The sequence below is a fragment of the Longicatena sp. 210702-DFI.1.196 genome (genome assembly GCF_020563125.1).
In the GTDB taxonomy this organism is placed as follows: Bacteria; Bacillota_I; Bacilli_A; order Erysipelotrichales; family Erysipelotrichaceae; genus Longicatena; species Longicatena caecimuris.
Window position 1 is genome coordinate 1 of sequence record NZ_JAJCPX010000034.1, and the last position, 19,867, is coordinate 19,867.

Below are 19,867 nucleotides of genomic sequence, written 5' to 3' on the forward strand. Positions count from 1 at the left end.
TAAACCCCATGATAATTTAGAGGCAGGTTTTATCCCCACGATAATTTAAATATCCACTTTTTAAAAGAATCGCTATCGATTCTTTTTTTCTGTCCTTATCTATATTATAATGAAACAGGTGATAACATGTATCGTTTAAAAGAAGATCATATGGATGAATTTGAAATCAAAAAAAGTCGTTTCCTATGTTACCTTCATCGTTGTAACAGTGAAGAAGAGGCAAAGACTTTTATTAACAAGATAAAAAAAGAACACCCTAATGCCAGACATCATTGTTATGCCTTTATCATAGGTGAACAAAATGAAATACAACGCAGTAATGATGACGGAGAACCTGCCGGTACAGCAGGTGTGCCCATGTTAGAATGTTTGATGAAACATCAGATGCAAGATATCGTAGCAGTTACCGTACGTTATTTCGGCGGTATCAAATTAGGGGCAGGCGGATTGATACGTGCGTATGCAAAAAGTGTATCGCATGCGCTTGAAAGTGCTTGTCTTACCCGTAAACAGAAAATGTTCGTATATACCTTACATTTTCCATATCATCTCATTGGTAAGATGGATTATCTTTTCCGTTCTCACAATATCGAGGTATCTGATAAGCAATATCAAGAAGATGCTGTTTATACGTATTTATGTGAGCAGCCCTTAGATGATGAAATTTCAGAAATCACCAATGGCGCTTATCTTCCCGTCTTTATCAAAGAATGTATAATAGATGTAGCATTACAAGGTGTAAAAACCAATCTAACAGATTCCTGAGTCTGGATCTTTACATGTTTTCAAATTATGGTGCTTAACATTCCTTATATATATAAAACGTAAATTATTTCTTCTATTTAAAAAAGTTTCCCTTAGATTCTTTTTCATAACAATGAATAAAATTCAATAAAAAGCGCTGTGCTAATGATGCTGGGGCAATCGCTTTAAGTGCTTCATCAAAAGAATACCACTTAGCCTCATCTATCTCCCAATCTGATATGTCTGCCAAAGATGTACTATCTAATAGAACTGCAAAACTTAGCATCAAAGTGTTTGTCTTTTCAAAATATTCACTTTTCAAATAGCGATACGCAACAACCCTTCTGCCTATCTCTTCTGTCATCTCGCGGCACACCGCATCTTCAACACTTTCTTTTTGATTCACATAGCCAGCCACCAAAACATTACGCTGTTCACCATATTGTTGAATCAAAAGTATTTGCTTTTCATCCGGTGATAATGCCACCAGGGATACAGCTGTATTAAATTGCGGAAATATGTATTTCTGACAAGTCGTGCAATATGGAATGCAACCCTCATGTTCATGTTTTTTCATAATTAATGCGTTACCGCATGTACTGCAAAATTTCATAGACATCCTTCCTTCCATCATTATTATAGCCATAATAACAGTAAAAGAAACCTTCACAGGTTTCTTTAATGCATATCCTTCACCATTTTCCACAATTCACTATAAGATACAAAACCAATGGCATCACATTTTTCCTTAGCCACCTGACGCTGTTTCTTTACATTACCTTCATGCACACGGTTCAAATTGTTTTTATCCATCATGTATTGCACATAAGAGAATTTCTTCAATAAGAACCATTTCGCAATGATTTCATTAATTGTTTTTTCACGGTTTTTACTTTCTTCTAACAGTTTTTGTAAATGTTCCTGTTGCCAGGCTCCCATTTCTTTCGCCATTTCATACATCTCATCATAGTTCTCAAATACCTTACTGTCAAGACGTCTTTGAACGATACCGGCTTTCTGATTCTGCATAAAGAATGCAATCACATTTTCCATCATGCGCTCAATCGTATCTTTATTCACTGACATCGCAATGATTTCATTTCGTGTTCCCTCGTATTCATTTTCCGGTTCACTCATTACATAGTACAATGCCTTAGCAATGACATATTCTTCCTTATCTCCTAATGTTAAAATTACGGCCTTTTGATAATCATCAAATTTTCCATATACTACATATGGACAACAAATCGTTCCATGCGGCAACTTAAATGAATCTTTGTAGCGAATGATCTGATTGGCAATTGCCTCTTTATTAATATTCAAGTGCAAATCTACTGCAACTTTCAGATTATGATCCTCTTCAAAGAGTGCTTCTAATACCTCACGTACTTCTTCCTTCCCCTCATCAGCCTCAATGATGGAAAGGTAATCCTCTAGGAATCCATTAAACGTACAAATTCCTTCACCACTTTCACGAATGTCTTTAACCCCATTCAAAATATCATAAATAGCCATAGTTCTCCTCCTTTCCCAGTCGTATTTTACATTTGAAGATCAATGGAACTATGTTGTCTGATGATACAATACTACATCTATAATTTATGAAAAAGTAAATTCATATATTCGTTAAAATCGTATAGAAAGGTATATCTATCTTCATTTTACAACGTTTTTTTTATTTTTCAACCAAAATTTAAGCGTTTTCATAAATATGTGACATAAACTTAAGTTACTTAATAATATTGCAAAACCGTAAAGATGTGTATTGTACTATTATGGACAAGGTAAAATTAACACCATTTGCTTTAACCCTAGGTTTATGTAAGCTTAACTCAGCCTATAATAAATTTCCACCAGCTAAGCTGGTGGTTTTTACGTAATCGCCCCAAGGGGCTCAGATTCAGGCTACGCTTACCAGCGTAACAATACGGTCTGGCATTTGCATTTCTATTTCTTATTACCCGTAAACGGGTCTTCTATATCCAGTGTCAATTGTTCACTTAGTTCATCTTCTTTTAATTGATTTTTTATATATGCTTCAATTACTTTGTCATTCTTTCCTGCTGTATCTACATGATATCCTCTACACCAAAATGATCGATTCCTATATTTGTATTTCATATTCCCCCATTTCTGATAGATCATAATATTACTTTTCCCTTTCAGAAATCCCATAAATCCTGATACGCCAAACTTTACAAAGGGCGAAAACAGAATGTGAAACGGGCTGCTGACAACAAACGGCGGTATGCTCCCAAAGAGGGCAGCATACCGCCTGTTTTGTTGTCAGGGGTTTCCAAAGGGGCTTGCCCTTTGGCACACGACTTTGCTTGCAAAGTGTAGTGTGTTATACGCTCTGTCGGCGTTGCCGTGAACGTTGCCGCCGAGGAGAGCAAGGGCATTTGAAGCGGCAGGAAAACAGGACTGTGATTGCGTGGCGTGAAGCCGCAAGCGCAGGACTGGTTTCATCAGCAGACAGGGCGTATATGAAAAATATTTCCTCAAAATAGAACTAAGAAAATATCAGTTTTTTTATGTAAGTTCAATTCGAGGTTTTTTACGTAGCGTATCTTCATTCCAAGAACTCAAAATATTCGAACTAAGTTTCTGCATCTTTTTTAGTTCTCTTGAAGCCTTATAAATATCCGTATCAAGATATATTTGCGGTAATATTGTAACATTCGTTTGTTGTTTCAATGCTAACGGATTTTCGCTATTACCTTTAAGAAGTTTAACATATTCGCCAAATATTGCAGGACAGTTCTTCTCCAATAAGGCAGGAATGGACGGATATACAATTTTGTTAATTATATCACTGGCCCAATATCCCGTTATTGATAAGTCAACTGGGTTTACATATATGTGATTATAAAAGTCAATGTCAATTATGCTCCCATGAATCGTGCCTACTCCACCAATTCTTTTTACTATATCTGCAACTCGTTTTTGAAATGAAGTAAACTTGTCAAGCGGCGTTTTTATTGTAGAAATCATAGCGTCCATATTATCATAATAATACTGAATATCTGGAATTTCCAACTTTTTCATAGCACCGCCATTAAGTATGGTAAGGCTACCATTTCTTGATTGATGAATAAAACAGTAATACCCCTTCTTTTTCAGCATATAAAGTACATTTACTTCTCGCTGAAATGTTATGGATATATTCTTTCCTCGGTAGAAGTCATTGTACTGCTCACTTGTAACCTCAAATATGCCATCCTCATAATCGGAAAAACAGTCATAATCGTTATCAATTAAAAAAGTTTTCAAATGAGGATCCTCACTATGGTATCCCACTTGATTGTCCGAATAGACTCTGTACTCACCATCATCATAGAAGAAATTCCTGTGGGTATGTCCACTTACATAAACATAGTTTTTGTCAGGCTCCGCTTCTCTGCACCAATCTTTTTTAGGCGTATGTGTTAAAATAATCGTGTTCTTATTTATTAGAATGGGGCGCAAACGATTATACAAATCTTCAAAAATTTTAGATTCTTTTATTTCAGTAGTCCTGTCCACAGTCATTCGATAAATGCCGTTATCGGCATTAAATTCCATATTATATCCCGAAAATCCCGATCCGCCGAGAATTACATATCTTGCACTTCGCAAGCGATCAGCAATTTGCGTTTTATTCATTTGGCACAAATCATGATATTTAATCAGGTGTGTTCCTGTGTTCGGATCAGCAAGTAAACCGCAATCTTCTTTGTAAAGAAGATCGTTATGAAGTAAATACATACCATATTCTTCTAAAATAGTTCGATACTTTGAAACGATTTGTTCTATTTGAAAGCCCGGAAAACTCCATAACTCATGATTTCCAAGCGTAAACACAATCTGTGTTTTCCGACGTAATGTTTTGGAAAGAATCTTTACAAATAACTGAAATATTCCAATATCTGATGCTACATCACCGTCAATCAATAATAATCTTCCTGCTTCATTAGCAATAGTATTAACTATTCTTTGAATCACATATATAATATCTTCTTTTGAACGACAGCCTGCATTTTGTATTCTGTGCATAAGATGAAGATCTGAAATATAGTGAACTCTTTGGCATTTGTTATCAAAAGCCAGATCAAAATTTGATAAGTCTCGCCCCGCTACTTCTGATACCAAATCTCTTGAAGATTGAAGAACTAAAGCAGTTTTAGATTCATTTTTTTCAATACACTCAAAGGATTCTATGACGTTCAAGTTGATCACATAAGTATCATATTGTAGGCCAAACTTTTCACATAAGCTGCTTTTCATTTTTGCGCCTGTAAAGTCAATAAAATCCCACTGAGCTAAATTGTCAAGCCCATCACAAAAAAGCAAATCTGCATTAGATAGGTTTCCTTTAAGAAAAACAACAAAATCAAAAAAATACTTAAATGTATGATTATATTCTTTAAGTATGCTACCAGATTTGTTGAGCCACTTCTGAACTACATAAAATTTCCCATCATGATAGTATTTTTTTACAGAATATGTGACTTCCATATCTGCATGAATCGGAAGCTTTGTTGTTTCATCAACGATATACCTGAAAAAATTCTCATTACATTCAAGTGCGCCTGATAAATCGCAATATGTTAAATCCCTATTTCGATAATCAATAAACTCATCAAACGTTTCAAAATATCTACAAATTGTCGTGATTGGAAAATATTCATTACCTTTTTGATATCCTTTAATTTCTTCGCAATAGTAGTGCGTTTTCTTGTCAAAAAATGCTTTTGAATAAAAATCAATCTCTCCCTCTTTCAAGAGACGAATATACTCTTTTAATTTCTTCTTATGCTTATATATTGTCCCCTTTGCTCCTGAAGAGTAATTGAATGATTGCATAACATCGTCAGAATCATATATTGAACATAAAGCATTTATCATTTTGTATTCAGGATAAGCACCGGAGGACATATACTCCATAATAATAGAGAAGCGTTGTTTATCCTTGACATCTGCGAAAATATACTGAAAAAAGAAAAAGCTGACATCAACAATGGAAGCAATCTTAGATTTTTTATAATTTCCCACGACTTTTACTAATTCATCATAGCTACTACAATTGTTAAATTTTTTGCTCCACTGTTGACAATATTTATGAATTAGCTTTCCTTCCTCATAATTCTTTTTTTCTTCGTTTGATAATGACAACGAATAATCGTCTATTGTATCTTCGATAAACGCTTTTCTTGCCATTAAGGTTTTTGCGTTATTTTTTTTAGAAATAGATATTCTCGAAAAAGGGCAAAATGTATAGCAAGCATCATCATAAATATCCCCATTTAAGAAGTCAAAATAAGAATCAAAATTATCAAACGATAGAAAAACGCCTCTTTTTTGTTCCACACCATCTGCGTCCAAATAAATTAGCGTTTCTTCAACGAAGAAAGAATTAGAAATAATGTCAAATCCTCTTTTCCCTGTTATGCGAAAACCTGCTTTTCGTTCAAAAGTTACAAGCTGAATATCGTTCTTATATTCTTCTGGGACATCAAAAACCCGAATTTCTTTTTTCTTTAATTGTCTGATTATTTTCTTTATTTCTGATTGTGCCACACTATTTTCCTCCTTTCTCTGCCTGCTCAATCATCTTTTTCGCCAGCTTTTGAAACAGGTCGGCGGCCTCCTCGTCCATCGGCGCAAGTTGTCCGATCTGTCCGGCAATCATTGCTGTTACATCATCAACGGAAATCGGTTTTTGTTTCTGTTCTACCAATGCGTCCCGAAAAGTCTGGAACATGGCGGCGGTCACAGCTTCCCCCGGCTGTTCCCCGTTGTCAATGTCTTTCTTAATATCCCGCAGGATAGCAAGGAACATGCTCTTGATTTTCTCAATCTCCGCTTCGTGTTCCCCTATCTTCTGGGCATTCAAAAGCTGTAAATCCTGCCTTGCGTCTGCCCGGTGTTCCGGGTGTTCTTTCATCAGGTTGGACAAAGAAGCCGTTGCAATCTCGATTAGCTGGTTTCTTGCTGTTATCTCCTTTGCAGCCGTATCCTGAAAATAAATCCGTATCAAATCTATCAGCTTCGGAAAGTTCTTGTGTTCCAAAAGGCGGTTAAGGATTTGCACATCGACTGCGCCCGTCACAAGCCCCCTCACGGCTCCCTCGGATAAGCCCAATTCGGAAATATCGTAGCTTTTACGGACGCTCACGGTGGACAAGCCCAGTATGTAGTCCGTTGATACCTTAAATTCCTTTGCCACGCCTATGAGAATATCACTGCTGACCGTTCTTGTTTCGCCGCTGACAATCCGGCTCAACTGAGAAGCAGAAACGCCTATCTTTTCCGCAAGTTCCTTTTGTGTGATGTGGTTTCCGTTACATAAATCGGAAATCCGCTGTCCGGGTGTTCCGGGTAGAGCCATAGACACGCACCTCCTCCGCAGATTTCCATTATACAGCAAAATTGCAAAAATGCAATTCTCGCAAAATTCCGGGGATTACATTTTTTTCGTGTAGACTTAGGGTAGTTCATCGATGGACAGCAACTTGAAAACAGAATGACCGTCCGAAAAGGAATATCCGGCGGGGGAAGCACCGCAAGGAACCGACTTCTGGACACTTTGTCCAGAGATCACTTCGGGACAAGTTGACCCGAAGCTGTGGGGAGCGTACCAACACCGGAAATCCTTTCGGGGAGAACGGCAACGGCGGGAGTGCTGTAACTGTGAGGACGGCAACTGCATTGTCCTTGACGATGGAGACACCTGCACCTGCCCTCAGATGATTTCTTTCTCGGTCTGCTGTAAATGGTTTCGGTGGGCGGTCTTGCCCCTTGCCGGGACGTTGGAAGCAGAGATTTACCGGGATAGGGACTTGAAACGCTGTACAGTCTGCGGCGGCGTGTTCATCCAAAAATCCAACCGGGCTAAATACTGCCCCGGCTGCGCCGCCAAAGTTCACAGGCGGCAGAAAACAGAAAATGAACGGAAAAGGAGGTCTGCTGTGGACAGTTAAGAGCGAAAAAAGCCTTGATTTACAAGGCTTCGCAAGCCCTAAACCGGGGCGGGTGGTATAAAGTATCGCCCACTCCGGAAAATAGGTTTTTAACCGTCCATAAAATACGCTATGACAAGCACGATTTATATTCATCAGCCGGAAAAGGCGTTCAGCTTCACCCGGCTCCCGAATTTCCTCTTTGAAGCACCTACATTCCAGCCTCTGTCCAACGAAGCTAAACTACTGTATGCCTTTATCCTGCGGCGGGCGGAGTTGTCCCGTAAAAATGGGTGGGCGGACGAGTACGGGCGCATTTACCTGTACTATCCCATCTGTGAGGTGGTGGACTTGCTCCACTGTGGGCGGCAGAAAGCCGTCAACACCCTGCGGGAGTTACAGTATGCGGAGTTGATTGACATTAAGAAACAGGGCTGTGGAAAACCCAACTGTATTTACCCGAAATCCTATGAAGCGGTTTCAAACGCTGACTTCAAGAAATCCGATTTTGGAACGCCCAAGGTCTGAAAACCATATCCGACAAGTTCGATAATCAATCCTCTTGAAGTACGGAAACTGGACGGTATATAGAAATACAAAGATTAAAAATATTTTATTTATATCCATTTCATTCCAATCCTATCAGAGATCGTTTTGGCGGGATTTTCCCTGTAGAAAACCCATCGGAAAGGAATGGAACGGGGAAAGGAGGAGAATGGCACAACACGCAATCTTGCGTTTTGAGAAGCACAAGGGCAACCCGGCAAGGCCGCTGGAAGCCCATCACGAAAGACAGAAAGAACAATACGCCAGCAATCCCGACATTGACACCAGCCGGAGTAAATACAACTTCCATATCGTCAAGCGGTCGGGACGCTATTACCACTTCATTCAGAGCCGTATTGAACAGTCGGGGTGCCGCACCCGAAAGGACAGCACCCGGTTTGTCGATACGCTCATCACCGCCAGCCCGGTGTTTTTCAAGAGAAAATCCCCAAAGGAGATACAGGCGTTTTCCCAGAGGGCGGCAGAGTTTTTGATCGGGCGGGTAGGCCGGGAAAATATCGTGTCGGCGGTGGTACACATGGACGAGAAAACGCCCCACCTGCATTTGACCTTTGTGCCGCTGATAAAGGACAACCGCCTGTGCGCTAAGGAGAAACCTCTCCCCGGTGTTCACGCCGGAGCAGGAAGCGGCCAAACGCCGGGAACTGGAACAACAGCTTTATGAGGTGTTCCGCAAGTACACCGACAGACGGCAGAATGAGGAAGCCAGGGCGTAAGGTTTTCCGAAGCCATCGTTGATTTGCGGGGCTGCTGGCGGCATAATAGAAGTGTCAGCAGCTCCGTTTCTTTTTAAGAAAACATTTCATTCTTTTGAATTTTTTTCATATACTAGAATAAACCATAAGAGGATATCTTAAATCTTCTTAACATTCCCCATTTACATTCAGTTTCATGATATTCTTTATTTACTAAATACCATTATCGGTTTAAAATATAAGTATTATACAGAAAAAGGGTGATGAAATGAAACAAGAATTATTACTTTCCCTTCTGGAAACAAATGCCCGTTACTCCACAAGAGATTTAGCTGACATTTTACTGGAAGATGAAGACAGTGTCATTCATACCATGAATGAACTTGAGAAAAAGAAAATTATATGTGGGTATCATACCATTATCAATTGGGATAAAACAAACCGTGATAAAGTCATGGCAATGATCGAGGTAGAAGTATCACCGGAACGCGATTATGGCTATGATCGTATCGCCAGAAATATTTATCGTTATCCGGAAGTCGATACAATGTATCTGATGAGCGGAAAGAGCGAGTTTATCGTCATAATTTATGGCAAGACCATGCAGGAAGTTTCTAATTTTGTCGGCTCAAAATTAGCGACGACTGACCATGTCACATCCACATCGACATTTTTCGTATTAAAAGAATACAAAGTTAACGGCGTTGTCTTTGGTGATGAAGAAAAACCTGAAGAAAGATTGGTTGTAACACCATAATGCAATACGAAAATTTCTTAAGTAAAAAAGTACAGGAAATTAAACCTAGCGGTATCCGTAAATTTTTTGATTTAGCGAGTGAAATGGAAGGTGTCATCTCTCTGGGTGTTGGAGAACCTGATTTTGATACCCCATGGCATATTCGTGAAGCTGCTATATATTCTATTGAAAGTGGAAAAACGCATTATACAGCGAATCAGGGACTGCTGGAATTAAGAGAAGAAATCTGTGCTTATCAAAAACGCCGTTTTCATTTAGATTATGATCCCGTTCATAACGTCATCATCACCGTTGGCGGAAGTGAAGGTATCGACATTGCCATGCGAGCGATAGTGAATCCTGGCGATGAAGTCATTTTGATGGAGCCAAGTTATGTTGCCTATACCCCAAGTGTACAGTTAACCGGAGCCATACCGGTGCATGTAAAATTGGAACACGAAGAACAGTTTAAACTAACACCGGAAAAGTTAGAGGCTGCCATTACGCCAAAGACGAAAGCAATCTTGCTGAATTTCCCAAGTAATCCTACCGGTGGTGTCATGACGAAGGAAGATTATGCGAAATTAGTGCCAATTATTAAAAAACATGAACTAATCGTCATCAGCGATGAAATCTATGCTGAATTATCTTATGAGGATAATTTCTATTCTTTAGCAAATTTTGCTGAAATCAAAGATCAGGTTATCATTATCAGTGGTTTTTCTAAGGCATATGCGATGACCGGTTGGCGTTTAGGATATGTTTTAGCTAATCAAACCTTCACAGAGGCGATGAATAAGATCCATCAGTATATCATCATGTCTGCCCCTACCGGTGCACAATATGGTGCAATTGATGCGATGCGCAATGGCGATATCCATGTCCAAGAAATGAAAGAGGCCTATATGTCACGCCGTAATTTCATTACAAAAGGGTTTAATCGCATTGGTCTGCCTACGCATTTACCTCAGGGAGCATTTTATATCTTCCCGGATATCCGCTCGACCGGTTTAACGAGTGATGAATTTTGTGAGCAGCTATTGAATGAGCAAAAAGTTGCTTGTGTCCCTGGTACCGCTTTTGGTGATGCCGGAGAAGGTTTTATTCGTGTATCCTATGCTTATAGCATTGAGCATATTAAAGAAGCCATTGAGCGTATAGATGCATTCATGGAAAAATTTCGTTAAAGAGAAAGGCATTTCCCTACAGAAATGCCCTTCTTTCTTTATAAAAGCACTAGCTTTTTACATTTATAAATACTGAAACAGAAAGGAAATCAGGTTATCGTAACGAATGCTTTCTTTATTGATGAAAGCAATACGCTCTATTCTAATACGATTTCCTATAATATACATATGCTGAAATCACTAAATACAAACAATTTCTTATATCTAACCTGCGCTATGAATATTGTTTTGTTCCTCTTTGCACTCTATACAAACAACAATATTAGCAAAAATGATAATGCCAGAGAAATATATGGCGTTCTCTTCGCAATGATCACTATTTTATTAATCTAGTTGCTACGCCATCATAAATTCATGGAAACAAAAGCAACACAAGAGCTATGTATTTTAACTTTAGCTATGCATCTGAGTGCGTATATTATTATTTTTTAAACAGGAACTATCTTTTTAACAACTTTATAACAATGAAAAATAGGATACTAAATGATATCCTATTTTTCATATGTAATTTTTGTTGTGGGTAAAATATATATCTTGGTAATACGTTGCTTTTCTTTATAGTAGAAATAAAGCAACAACAGCATGCCACAAACCGTACCAAGAAACATAAGATAAGTTTTCTGTACAATGCCATAAACAACACTAAATAGCATAAAAAATATAATAAATACATGCTGTTTCAAAGTAACTTCCCATGCCGCACAAGCTCTCCAGTAATGTACTGTATGCGTGTTTCTTCTATGAAAGATAAATTGCATTCCTATATCCAACAAGGATAGATATCGATTTGCTAAGAGTTCACCTTGTGTTACATGATAACCATTCAGCAACTTTTTCAATACCATTTCTCTTTGTAGTTTCCTTAACAATAACCGCTCTCCCATCAATAACAAGATGCCATAAACAATCACACAGGTACCAATTATACCGAAAGCATATTGTACGAGAAGAGCTGACCATTCACCAAGATTGAAAATGCAAATAAGAAGAAACAAAGGCATACAAGTTTTCCATACATTTATGATTGCCACACCACCTGCGATACACAAAAAGCCATTACTGGTAACATAACAGCTGATATGAAAGCCTAAAAAATAAAGGAAGGCAATACTAAACAGAATCAAGAAAAATGTCTTAGATAGGGTGCCGGTTAAAAGATAAAAAATTATGAGAGAAGGAAACAAACATACGCATTGCAGGAAAAGCAGTATCAGCTCTTTCTGCAAGATACGTTTTCTAGCAATCTTTCTGCAAGGCAATATACTTTCCCATGTACTAATCGTTTCTTCTTGATAAGCAATATCATATAGCAAATAAATACAGAGAAATGACGGCAATATGGCAATAGACAAACGCATGGCGGTTTGTGGCAATAAAGAAGGCATAATCGGTATCAGCTGTGCGATTCCCATGGATGTGCCGGTTTCGGTATAAATAAGCTGTTTATAAGCAATGCTTACAATGATGATGAAGATTAGATATTTCCATTTTGATGTACGTAATAACCTTACTAATTCCAACATCATCATAAGTAATTCTCCAACGTGCGCTGATAATACGCTGTAATTTCTTTTTGATCTTTGGTATCTACTTGTATTTGTCCATCCACTAAGTGAATTAAACGTGTAATAAGAGAGCGTGTCGCCTCTAAGGTATGTGATGTTATAACAAAAAGGCGTTCTTTACTTTGTTGCTTGATTAAGTCGATAGCTGCCGCACTACTTTGCGCATCTATAGCAACAAAGGGTTCATCCATAAAAATGATCGGTGCTTTGCTTAATAAGATAATCGCAATCGCTACTTTTTGTTTTTGCCCTGAGCTGCATTTCATTAAACGCTGTTCTAAATAATCAATATGCAGGGCATTTAACACTTCCATTACCGCATCCATCTTGAATGAAATATCCTCACCGTTATAACAGCGGTAAAAATAACGCAAATTTTCCTTTACGGTAAGTTGTGGGAAAAGTGGGCTTTCGAAAGGCAAATAAGCAATCGGCATAGTTCTTTCCAACGTTCCACGATATGGAATCAAAAAGCCACAGAGAACATTTAATAATGTACTTTTTCCACTACCGTTTGTTCCTGCTAATAAAATACATCCGTTTTTTTCTTCCATTGTAATATTGATATCCTGTAGGGTATCCTTTTCATCATAAGCATAATATAAGTGGTTTGTTTGTATACAACTTGTCATAAAAATTTCTCCTTGCGAAAAGGATACGTCACTTTGCAAGGAATGTCAACTCATACTGAATAAATCGTAAATCATCCACAAAAAAAGCAGATGTTTTAGCCATAATATCCGCTAATCTCACATCCACCTTTTTGAAATATCTGTTTTTCAATAATTTTATGATGATGATAAACAATCACTTTCGCAATACTATTTAAGCTCTCTTTTACCGTCTTACACATGACTCCGCTTACAGGCGCTTTCAAGGAACAAACATCACGATACAACAAATGAATATCCAATTCATAAGAACCTTGTTTCATATGAAGAAAGACATGAACACCTTCTTTTTTACGCATCATTTCCATATGGGTAACTCTGGCACCCAAGTAGGTCGCAAAACGCTTCTGTTTTCCTTGCAACATCAAGACACAAATGATTCCTTGGAATTCTAGCTGTTTTATAGGAATATCCGCAATGGATAGAAAAAAACAACTTTCCTTTTTCCTACAGGCATTTGATTGATACCAAAGATAACGTTTCGGAAAGGATGTTCCCCTATCCTTTTCTATATAGCCAATGCCCTTAGCATCGAACGCTTTTCCCTGAATTATAAGCTTTCCGTCACAGCGATGATGTAGACTGATGATCGCATGCGTGCATTCCATCTCCATATAAGAAAATGGTCCCATGATGGTTGGCATGTAGATATTGTCATGCAGATGATGCTGTTGGTGGAATTGAACATCCATGTGCAGTTGTTTCTCTTCATCATGAAAGTGAAGATAATGGCGAGTAAATTCATTTTCTTTAAACTTTATTTTATGCTCTTCAATATGGATGTCTTCATCAGGAAATACTAGATAATCGGAGATATTGCGATACGTATCTAAAACTTGAATAAAGCCATTTCGTATTCCCTTCTCATAATGAATGCCGACAATGACACCTACGCTGACTTCAGATGTCTGAATTTTATAATACCAACCTTCGAAATATGGTTTTTTACCATTTGTTTCATGATAGGCAAATTCTCGTTCCAATGTTTCTTTTCGCAAAATGCATACACCTCTATAGCAGTATATGCATATTTCTTAGCTTCTATGTGTATATATGAAAAAAACTCTGATTTGTTAACTCATCAGAGTCTTTATCGTTTATGGTAAACAAACGACAAACTTTGGTTACCGTTATAATTTTAAAAATATATAGTTACTCTCCTTGTTCCTTTGCTTTTTGTACTTTCAATTTCTTACCTTTAATCGTACTTTGCTGTAAAGTTTTTAACACCTGCTTACCTTTACCATTTAAAATATCCACATAAGATTGATTATCTTGAATCTGAATCACTCCAATATCCTCAGCACTTACCCCCTGAATCTCACAAATTGCCCCAACGATGTCTCCTGCACGAATCTTTTTTGTCTTACCACCATTCAAATACAACTTCATAGTATCTTTATGCACTTCTTTTCCCTTATCTTCTCGTAAGGCAAATGGTTTTGTCAAAGGCTCGATAGTTTCTTTCGTAACATCTTGATTACTGATTTCACCTCGTTCGCGTATTTCTAAAGGGTATCCCAAATAATCTTCAAGTTCTGCTTTGCGCTCTCCATCATATTCATTGATCAAAGTGATTGCTTTTCCACTTGCACGCTGTCGGCCCGTTCTGCCAATACGATGTAAATAGGTCTCTTTTTGATTCGGCATATCATAATTGATAATATGGGAAATATCCTGTACATCAATACCTCTGGCCGCTACATCCGTTGCGACAAGAATGCGAATCTTTCCTCTTTTAAAATCACGAATATTTTCTATACGATCCTCCTGCAACATACCGCCATGAAGCTTATCCACACACATATCCAATGCATAGAGTTCATCACAAATGGTCTTAACACCCTCTTGCGTACGAGCAAAAATGATACAAGATGCTGGTTGTTCTTTGCATAACAGTTGTTTAAGAAATGACAACTTTTGTTTCTCTTTCACTTCATATGCATAGTGTGTGATTGCCGTGTTTACTGTGGTTTCTTCCGCTAACGTAATCAGCTTTGGCTCTTTCATAAACCCTTCCGCCAGTTCTTGTATCGGTTGCGGCATCGTTGCGGAAAATAGACAAGTTATTTTATTCCCTGGGAAATAGTTAAATATGCTTTGAACACTTTCTATAAAACCCATATTCAACATTTCATCCGCTTCATCAATTATGACATAGCGTATATGACCAGTTTTCAAAGTTTCTCTTTCTAAATGATCCAATATTCTACCCGGTGTTCCCACCACTACATGTGCACGCTGTTTCAAATCCTGTATTTGAAACTTATAAGGTTGTTTCCCAAAGATGGCAACCGTTTTGATACGACGATAAGCACCAATATTATCAAAGTCCTCTTTGATCTGCAGCGCCAATTCTCTTGTTGGCGTCAGGATAATTGCCTGCGGTTCCCTTTCCTCCCATATCAGCTCTTGCACGATAGGAATGGCAAAGGAAGCTGTCTTTCCACTACCTGTTCGTGAACGGACAATGACATCTCTTCCTTTTAAGATTTCCGGTATCACCTGTTCCTGTATCGGTAATACTTGTTCATAATGTAGTTTTTCTAATGCTTTTAAGATATCTATATGTAATGCGAATTCTTTAAATTGCATAATTTCACCTTTTTCTTTCTTTTCTCATTATACAGGAATACGCAATGAAAAGAAAAGGGAATCTAACAAAAGTGTAAGTCATTCGTAAGCTGAATCCAACGACAGTTACGAAATAATGAGATAAACTTTAGGTGTAAGATACATTAGGAGGAAAACCATTATGAGAAAAGCTTTAAACATTATCGGAACTGCATTATGTGTAGTATTCTTTGGTTATAGCGAAGAGAAATTGTGTAAGTAAGATAACCTTCCCTATGAATACGAAAAAAGAATACGTACCACCTGCATCACCAACAGTTGTCGTATTCTTCCTTCTTACTTCTATAGAATCTATTTCACCCTTTTTTCGCAAAAGCTTTTTTACGTACTAGCAGGTAGCAAATAAGATGTGCACTGATGGTAAGCATCCAAGAAATAGGATAGGACACATATAAAGAAAACTGCGTATGCTCTACCTGAAAGATGGTAAAGATCCAAATGATTCGGAATAGACAAGCCCCAGCTAACGATACCAACATCGGCATGATTGAATATCCTATTCCTCGTAAACTTCCCACAAAAACATCCATAATACCACATAAGAAATAACTGGCACTTACCACGCTCAATCGTGCTATTCCATATTGTATGACTTCTTCACTGGAAGAATAGATGCTTAATAATGGATGTCCCAGTAAAAATGCTCCTATTCCCATAAACAAACCGACAAAGGTAACAATGCCTAAACATTGCAACAGAATCTTATCAATACGGTGGTATTGCTTAGCCCCATAGTTCTGACTGGTAAAGCTAAGTGATGTCTGATATACGGCATTCATGGAAGTATACACAAAGCCTTCGATATTGCTGGCAGCAGTGTTTCCTGCCATAACCACAGAGCCAAATGAGTTAATAGAAGATTGTATCAGCACATTGGAGATATTAAAGATAACTCCCTGTAAGCCAGCAGGAAGTCCTACCCGTAACATACCAAATAGCTTATCTTTATGGAAGGATAATTCCTTTAGCCGTAAATGCAAAACACCTTCTGATTTTTCTAAGCTTAGTAATATTAAACCAGCAGATATTGCCTGTGCAATAATTGTCGCAAGCGCAACACCGGCAACTCCCATATGTAAAACAATGACAAAAAACAAATTAAAAATAACATTAACGACACCAGCAACTGTTAAGAAATAAAGCGGACGTTTGGTATCCCCTAAAGCTCGTAATAAAGCAGCCCCGAAATTATATACCATAAACGCCGGCATACCGATAAAGTAGATACGCATGTATAGCACAGAAAGCGATAAGACATCTTGTGGCGTTCCCATCATTTCCAGCAGAGGTCGTGCTAATAAAACTCCTGCTATGATCATAATCACACCACCCACAATAGCCGTTACCATTGCTGTATGTACAGTTTCTGATGCATTCTTATAATCTTGCGCGCCATAATAGCGGCCTAGTAAAACATTCGCTCCAACGGAAACACCAATAAACAGATTGACTAACAGGTTAATCAGCGAACTGGTAGAACCAACCGCTGCTAAAGCATGGCTTCCGGTAAATCTTCCCACGACGATAATATCGGCTGCATTAAAGAGCAGTTGTAAAATACCTGATAAAATTAGTGGTATTGCGAAAACAATCAGTCGTGAGAAGAGTGGGCCATGACACATATCAATTTCATAACTTCTTCTCAATTCATTCATCCCTTTTCTAAATTCTTCATTATTATAGCAAGTTATCTTTCGCTTGAACATAGTAGAATTTCTGAATTTTTTGTAATTTAAAAGCGTACAGAAAGGAATGCGGGAGATTATAAATAAATATGGAAGAACATTGAGGAGAAATTATAAAAAAATTGCCGCTCTGTGAACTTGTTATGGAAAATCGTTTAATAAAACCCCTTTGTATAAATTCTTCCGTTGTTATCTAAACCCAATAGTTGAAAATTCTCTTACCTGCCTGTATAATCCTAATAGATGTAAAGGAGAATATATATATGTTAAAAGTTTATGTTGCCGGTTCCTTGTTTAATGAGGCAGAAGTCGCACAGCGTAAAAAAGAAGGGGAAATCTTAAGAGCAACTTTTCCACAGTTGGATATCTTTAATCCGATTGACCAACCGTTTAATGAGAATAAGCAGTCTCTTCCGACACCTGAGGAAATTTATGATGGTGACACAAAAGCTGTCGAAGACTGTGATATCTTTATTGCAGATCTAACAAATGAAGATGCTGGTGTTATGGTAGAATTAGGAATTGCCATAAAATCACATACAAAAATCATCATTGGGATTAACAGTGATATCCGTTTGCAGTCAGCGAATCGCTATGATGTTCCTACTTACGGCATGAATCATTATGTTCTTGGGGCAATTTTGAAGCATGGCTATTTTGTGAGAAGTTTTGATGAAGCTGTCGAAACCTTAAAAACGGCACTTAAGAATATTATATAGATTATGGTTTTCCAATCATAAAATTGTTTCTAAATGATAATTTTTCTTTAGCTGTACAGCTATTGATTGATCATCGTCTTTTATGCTTTTATGTTTTTTCTTTATTAGTAGGTGAGATATTCCTTCACTTTTCTAAACTGTTATGAAATTCATATGCATCCTAGCATTTACAAGTTTTGTGATGAAAACGATAGTATTGTAAAGCAACTTGCTTACCACTTAATGTTTGAGATTAATTTTAAACCAAAAGCCGTTTTTTCTACTATCGGTTTTTTTTGCCTGTGTCCATTTACTTTTTCGTTTCAACATAAAGCTTTACATTGCTTCATATACCTTCTAAGCTTCAGCTTATACTCCATTTTGATATTCTTACAGTTTATAAATAGAAGTTCATTACGTTCCAATAATATAGACGTTTTAATTTGCCGTTTCTTGACCTTATCTTTCCATTGCTGAAAGTTTTGTTAATACAACGAAATTTGTTTTCATCTCATGCTTGTTTCTCGTCCAACAAGACGAAATTTGTTTTCATCTCACGCTTGTTTTTCGTCCAGCAAGACGGAATTTGTTATTCCTCAGAGCTTGTTTTACTCGGCACATAAGTTTTTTTAATATACTTTTGTTCCCATATTTCATCGTGACAAGAACCATATTCTGTTATCTTACAATCATTATAAAGATCATCTGCAATTTCCATTATCACATTTACAAGTTCAAGATTTCTTATATACTTCTGAGGAATGCTTTTGTAACCAAGATAAGCACCCATGATATTTCCAGTTACTGAACCGGTTGAGTCACTGTCACCGCTGTGGTTGACCGATGCAATTATCGCTTTATCAAAATCATCAGAATATTTTAGCGAACAATAAATCGCAATTGCAAGTGTTTCCTCAGCTACCCAACCCTGTCCAAGTTCTCTTATAGCTTCTAAATCATCTAAATTCTTATTTGCCAATGCAACTGCTCTATCTATCAACAAAATTAGATCTTTCAGATGTGTCTTGTCGGCAAATAAACGCAACAGAGCCTTCTTTGTATCCATCACTGCTTCCAGCAGAGAAATGTCCTCATTATGAGAAATCAAGTGAAGGATGTGCACCAAAGCAGCTGCAGGAATATAGCCAAGTTCGTGTCCATGCGTTAAAGCTGCTGTTTCTGCCCCAATCATAGCAATCTCATCACTTGTATACTTCTTTCCATCAAAATATAGCCCAATAGGAGCAACACGCATAATTCCTCCACTACCCTTACTCTGATTGATTGGTTCATCTATTGTTCCATTTGCTCCATTTTCAATCGCTGATATACAAGTGTTTCCAGGAGCACGGCGATTAAATAATTCTGGCACATTAACAAGCCACGAATAGGATAAATGTTCTTTTAACGGATAACATTCCAACTGTGTTTTAAGCCAATCCTTATAACAGGAAGCAATATAACTCGGATAAGCTTGCATGATTCCACGAGTCATACCTCTTGTTGTCCCAAGTAATAAACCATTAGCGGTAAAAAGTGTCATTTGTGTGTCATCAGAAATATGAGCAATACCATTTATAAGATCATATTCTGTAATACCGTTTTCACCGTATTTTTTAAATATAAAATCTTCCTGATAGAACTCGACAGCATAGCCTAACGCATCTCCGGATGCACCACCAACAAGGCAGCCTCTGTATTTATCTATATTCTTCATTTTGCTAAGCCCCTTTCTGACATATCA

15 protein-coding genes and 3 pseudogenes are annotated in these 19,867 nt (G+C 37.6%); 7 read left to right on the forward strand and 11 right to left on the reverse strand.

Annotated elements, in window-relative coordinates:
- Positions 1-126 precede the first annotated feature (126 nt).
- Positions 127-765 (forward strand): YigZ family protein, encoded by a 639-nt coding sequence (locus LI241_RS12420; protein ID WP_008691064.1) that lies wholly within the window; start codon positions 127-129, stop codon positions 763-765.
- A gap of 73 nt (positions 766-838) precedes the next feature.
- Here LI241_RS12420 and LI241_RS12425 read toward each other — a convergent pair whose 3' ends face one another.
- From LI241_RS12425 to LI241_RS12445, 5 genes and pseudogenes are all read right to left on the reverse strand, one after another.
- A complete protein-coding gene (locus LI241_RS12425) occupies positions 839-1,357 on the reverse strand; it encodes an NAD(+) diphosphatase (protein WP_008691063.1) in 519 nt (172 codons plus the stop codon).
- Positions 1,358-1,422: 65 nt separating this feature from the next.
- Positions 1,423-2,259, reverse strand: coding sequence for a hypothetical protein (locus LI241_RS12430; protein ID WP_008691061.1), 837 nt, complete (start codon positions 2,257-2,259; stop codon positions 1,423-1,425).
- 432 nt (positions 2,260-2,691) lie between these two features.
- Positions 2,692-2,964 (reverse strand): annotated as a pseudogene (locus tag LI241_RS12435) (transposase); the annotation flags it as partial.
- 312 nt (positions 2,965-3,276) lie between these two features.
- The gene (locus LI241_RS16000) at positions 3,277-6,303 is read right to left on the reverse strand and encodes a metallophosphoesterase (protein ID WP_008691059.1); all 3,027 of its coding nucleotides are present in this window, start codon (positions 6,301-6,303) and stop codon (positions 3,277-3,279) included.
- Position 6,304: 1 nt separating this feature from the next.
- Positions 6,305-7,114, reverse strand: a complete 810-nt coding sequence (locus tag LI241_RS12445) for a helix-turn-helix domain-containing protein (RefSeq protein WP_008691058.1) — start codon at positions 7,112-7,114, stop codon at positions 6,305-6,307.
- A 283-nt stretch (positions 7,115-7,397) separates the two neighbouring features.
- Here LI241_RS12445 and LI241_RS12450 point away from each other — a divergent pair.
- The 5 genes and pseudogenes from LI241_RS12450 to LI241_RS12470 form a co-directional block, all read left to right on the forward strand.
- A pseudogene (locus LI241_RS12450) lies at positions 7,398-7,706 on the forward strand (cysteine-rich VLP protein); the annotation flags it as partial.
- A 111-nt stretch (positions 7,707-7,817) separates the two neighbouring features.
- Positions 7,818-8,213, forward strand: coding sequence for a replication initiator protein A (locus LI241_RS12455; protein ID WP_017144525.1), 396 nt, complete (start codon positions 7,818-7,820; stop codon positions 8,211-8,213).
- A 187-nt stretch (positions 8,214-8,400) separates the two neighbouring features.
- Positions 8,401-8,844 (forward strand): annotated as a pseudogene (gene mobV, locus LI241_RS12460) (MobV family relaxase); the annotation flags it as partial.
- Between the two features lie 371 nt (positions 8,845-9,215).
- Positions 9,216-9,704 (forward strand): Lrp/AsnC family transcriptional regulator, encoded by a 489-nt coding sequence (locus tag LI241_RS12465; RefSeq protein WP_008691056.1) that lies wholly within the window; start codon positions 9,216-9,218, stop codon positions 9,702-9,704.
- The gene (locus tag LI241_RS12470; RefSeq protein WP_008691055.1) at positions 9,704-10,870 is read left to right on the forward strand and encodes an aminotransferase class I/II-fold pyridoxal phosphate-dependent enzyme; all 1,167 of its coding nucleotides are present in this window, start codon (positions 9,704-9,706) and stop codon (positions 10,868-10,870) included. Before LI241_RS12465 ends, LI241_RS12470 begins: the two co-directional genes overlap by 1 nt.
- A 491-nt stretch (positions 10,871-11,361) precedes the next feature.
- Here the strand turns inward: LI241_RS12470 and LI241_RS12475 are convergent, their stop codons facing one another.
- The 5 genes from LI241_RS12475 to LI241_RS12495 all read right to left on the reverse strand — a co-directional run bounded on the left by LI241_RS12475 (position 11,362) and on the right by LI241_RS12495 (position 17,386).
- Positions 11,362-12,399 carry a hypothetical protein gene (locus LI241_RS12475; RefSeq protein WP_008691053.1) on the reverse strand — a complete coding sequence of 346 codons (1,038 nt, stop codon included), beginning with the start codon at positions 12,397-12,399 and terminating at the stop codon, positions 11,362-11,364.
- Complete coding sequence (locus LI241_RS12480) at positions 12,396-13,067, reverse strand: ABC transporter ATP-binding protein (RefSeq protein WP_008691051.1); 672 nt, start codon at positions 13,065-13,067, stop codon at positions 12,396-12,398. The genes LI241_RS12475 and LI241_RS12480 overlap by 4 nt, the downstream gene beginning before the upstream one ends.
- Positions 13,068-13,162: 95 nt before the next feature.
- The gene (locus LI241_RS12485) at positions 13,163-14,104 is read right to left on the reverse strand and encodes a hypothetical protein (RefSeq protein ID WP_008691049.1); all 942 of its coding nucleotides are present in this window, start codon (positions 14,102-14,104) and stop codon (positions 13,163-13,165) included.
- A gap of 154 nt (positions 14,105-14,258) precedes the next feature.
- On the reverse strand, positions 14,259-15,701 hold the full coding sequence (locus LI241_RS12490) for a DEAD/DEAH box helicase (RefSeq protein ID WP_227151334.1): 1,443 nt from the start codon (positions 15,699-15,701) through the stop codon (positions 14,259-14,261).
- 335 nt (positions 15,702-16,036) lie between these two features.
- The gene (locus LI241_RS12495) at positions 16,037-17,386 is read right to left on the reverse strand and encodes an MATE family efflux transporter (protein ID WP_333487010.1); all 1,350 of its coding nucleotides are present in this window, start codon (positions 17,384-17,386) and stop codon (positions 16,037-16,039) included.
- Between the two features lie 302 nt (positions 17,387-17,688).
- Between LI241_RS12495 and LI241_RS12500 the strand changes: the two genes are divergently transcribed.
- Positions 17,689-18,144, forward strand: coding sequence for a nucleoside 2-deoxyribosyltransferase (locus LI241_RS12500; RefSeq protein ID WP_117547744.1), 456 nt, complete (start codon positions 17,689-17,691; stop codon positions 18,142-18,144).
- Positions 18,145-18,712: 568 nt separating this feature from the next.
- On the opposite strand, the gene LI241_RS12505 is transcribed toward LI241_RS12500, so the two are convergent.
- The gene (locus LI241_RS12505; protein WP_227151335.1) at positions 18,713-19,840 is read right to left on the reverse strand and encodes an ADP-ribosylglycohydrolase family protein; all 1,128 of its coding nucleotides are present in this window, start codon (positions 19,838-19,840) and stop codon (positions 18,713-18,715) included.
- Between the last annotated feature and the right edge of the window lie 27 nt (positions 19,841-19,867).

Bases quoted from the DNA above. Each gene is read 5' to 3' on its own strand.
- LI241_RS12500 (WP_117547744.1), top strand. From the start codon at position 17,689: ATGTTAAAAGTTTATGTTGCCGGTTCCTTGTTTAATGAGGCAGAAGTC.
- LI241_RS12445 (WP_008691058.1), bottom strand. From the start codon at position 7,114: ATGGCTCTACCCGGAACACCCGGACAGCGGATTTCCGATTTATGTAAC.
- LI241_RS12475 (WP_008691053.1), bottom strand. From the start codon at position 12,399: ATGATGATGTTGGAATTAGTAAGGTTATTACGTACATCAAAATGGAAA.
- LI241_RS12490 (WP_227151334.1), bottom strand. From the start codon at position 15,701: ATGCAATTTAAAGAATTCGCATTACATATAGATATCTTAAAAGCATTA.
- LI241_RS12420 (WP_008691064.1), top strand. From the start codon at position 127: ATGTATCGTTTAAAAGAAGATCATATGGATGAATTTGAAATCAAAAAA.
- LI241_RS12505 (WP_227151335.1), bottom strand. From the start codon at position 19,840: ATGAAGAATATAGATAAATACAGAGGCTGCCTTGTTGGTGGTGCATCC.
- LI241_RS12465 (WP_008691056.1), top strand. From the start codon at position 9,216: ATGAAACAAGAATTATTACTTTCCCTTCTGGAAACAAATGCCCGTTAC.
- LI241_RS12480 (WP_008691051.1), bottom strand. From the start codon at position 13,067: ATGACAAGTTGTATACAAACAAACCACTTATATTATGCTTATGATGAA.
- LI241_RS12470 (WP_008691055.1), top strand. From the start codon at position 9,704: ATGCAATACGAAAATTTCTTAAGTAAAAAAGTACAGGAAATTAAACCT.
- LI241_RS12425 (WP_008691063.1), bottom strand. From the start codon at position 1,357: ATGAAATTTTGCAGTACATGCGGTAACGCATTAATTATGAAAAAACAT.
- LI241_RS12430 (WP_008691061.1), bottom strand. From the start codon at position 2,259: ATGGCTATTTATGATATTTTGAATGGGGTTAAAGACATTCGTGAAAGT.
- LI241_RS12455 (WP_017144525.1), top strand. From the start codon at position 7,818: ATGACAAGCACGATTTATATTCATCAGCCGGAAAAGGCGTTCAGCTTC.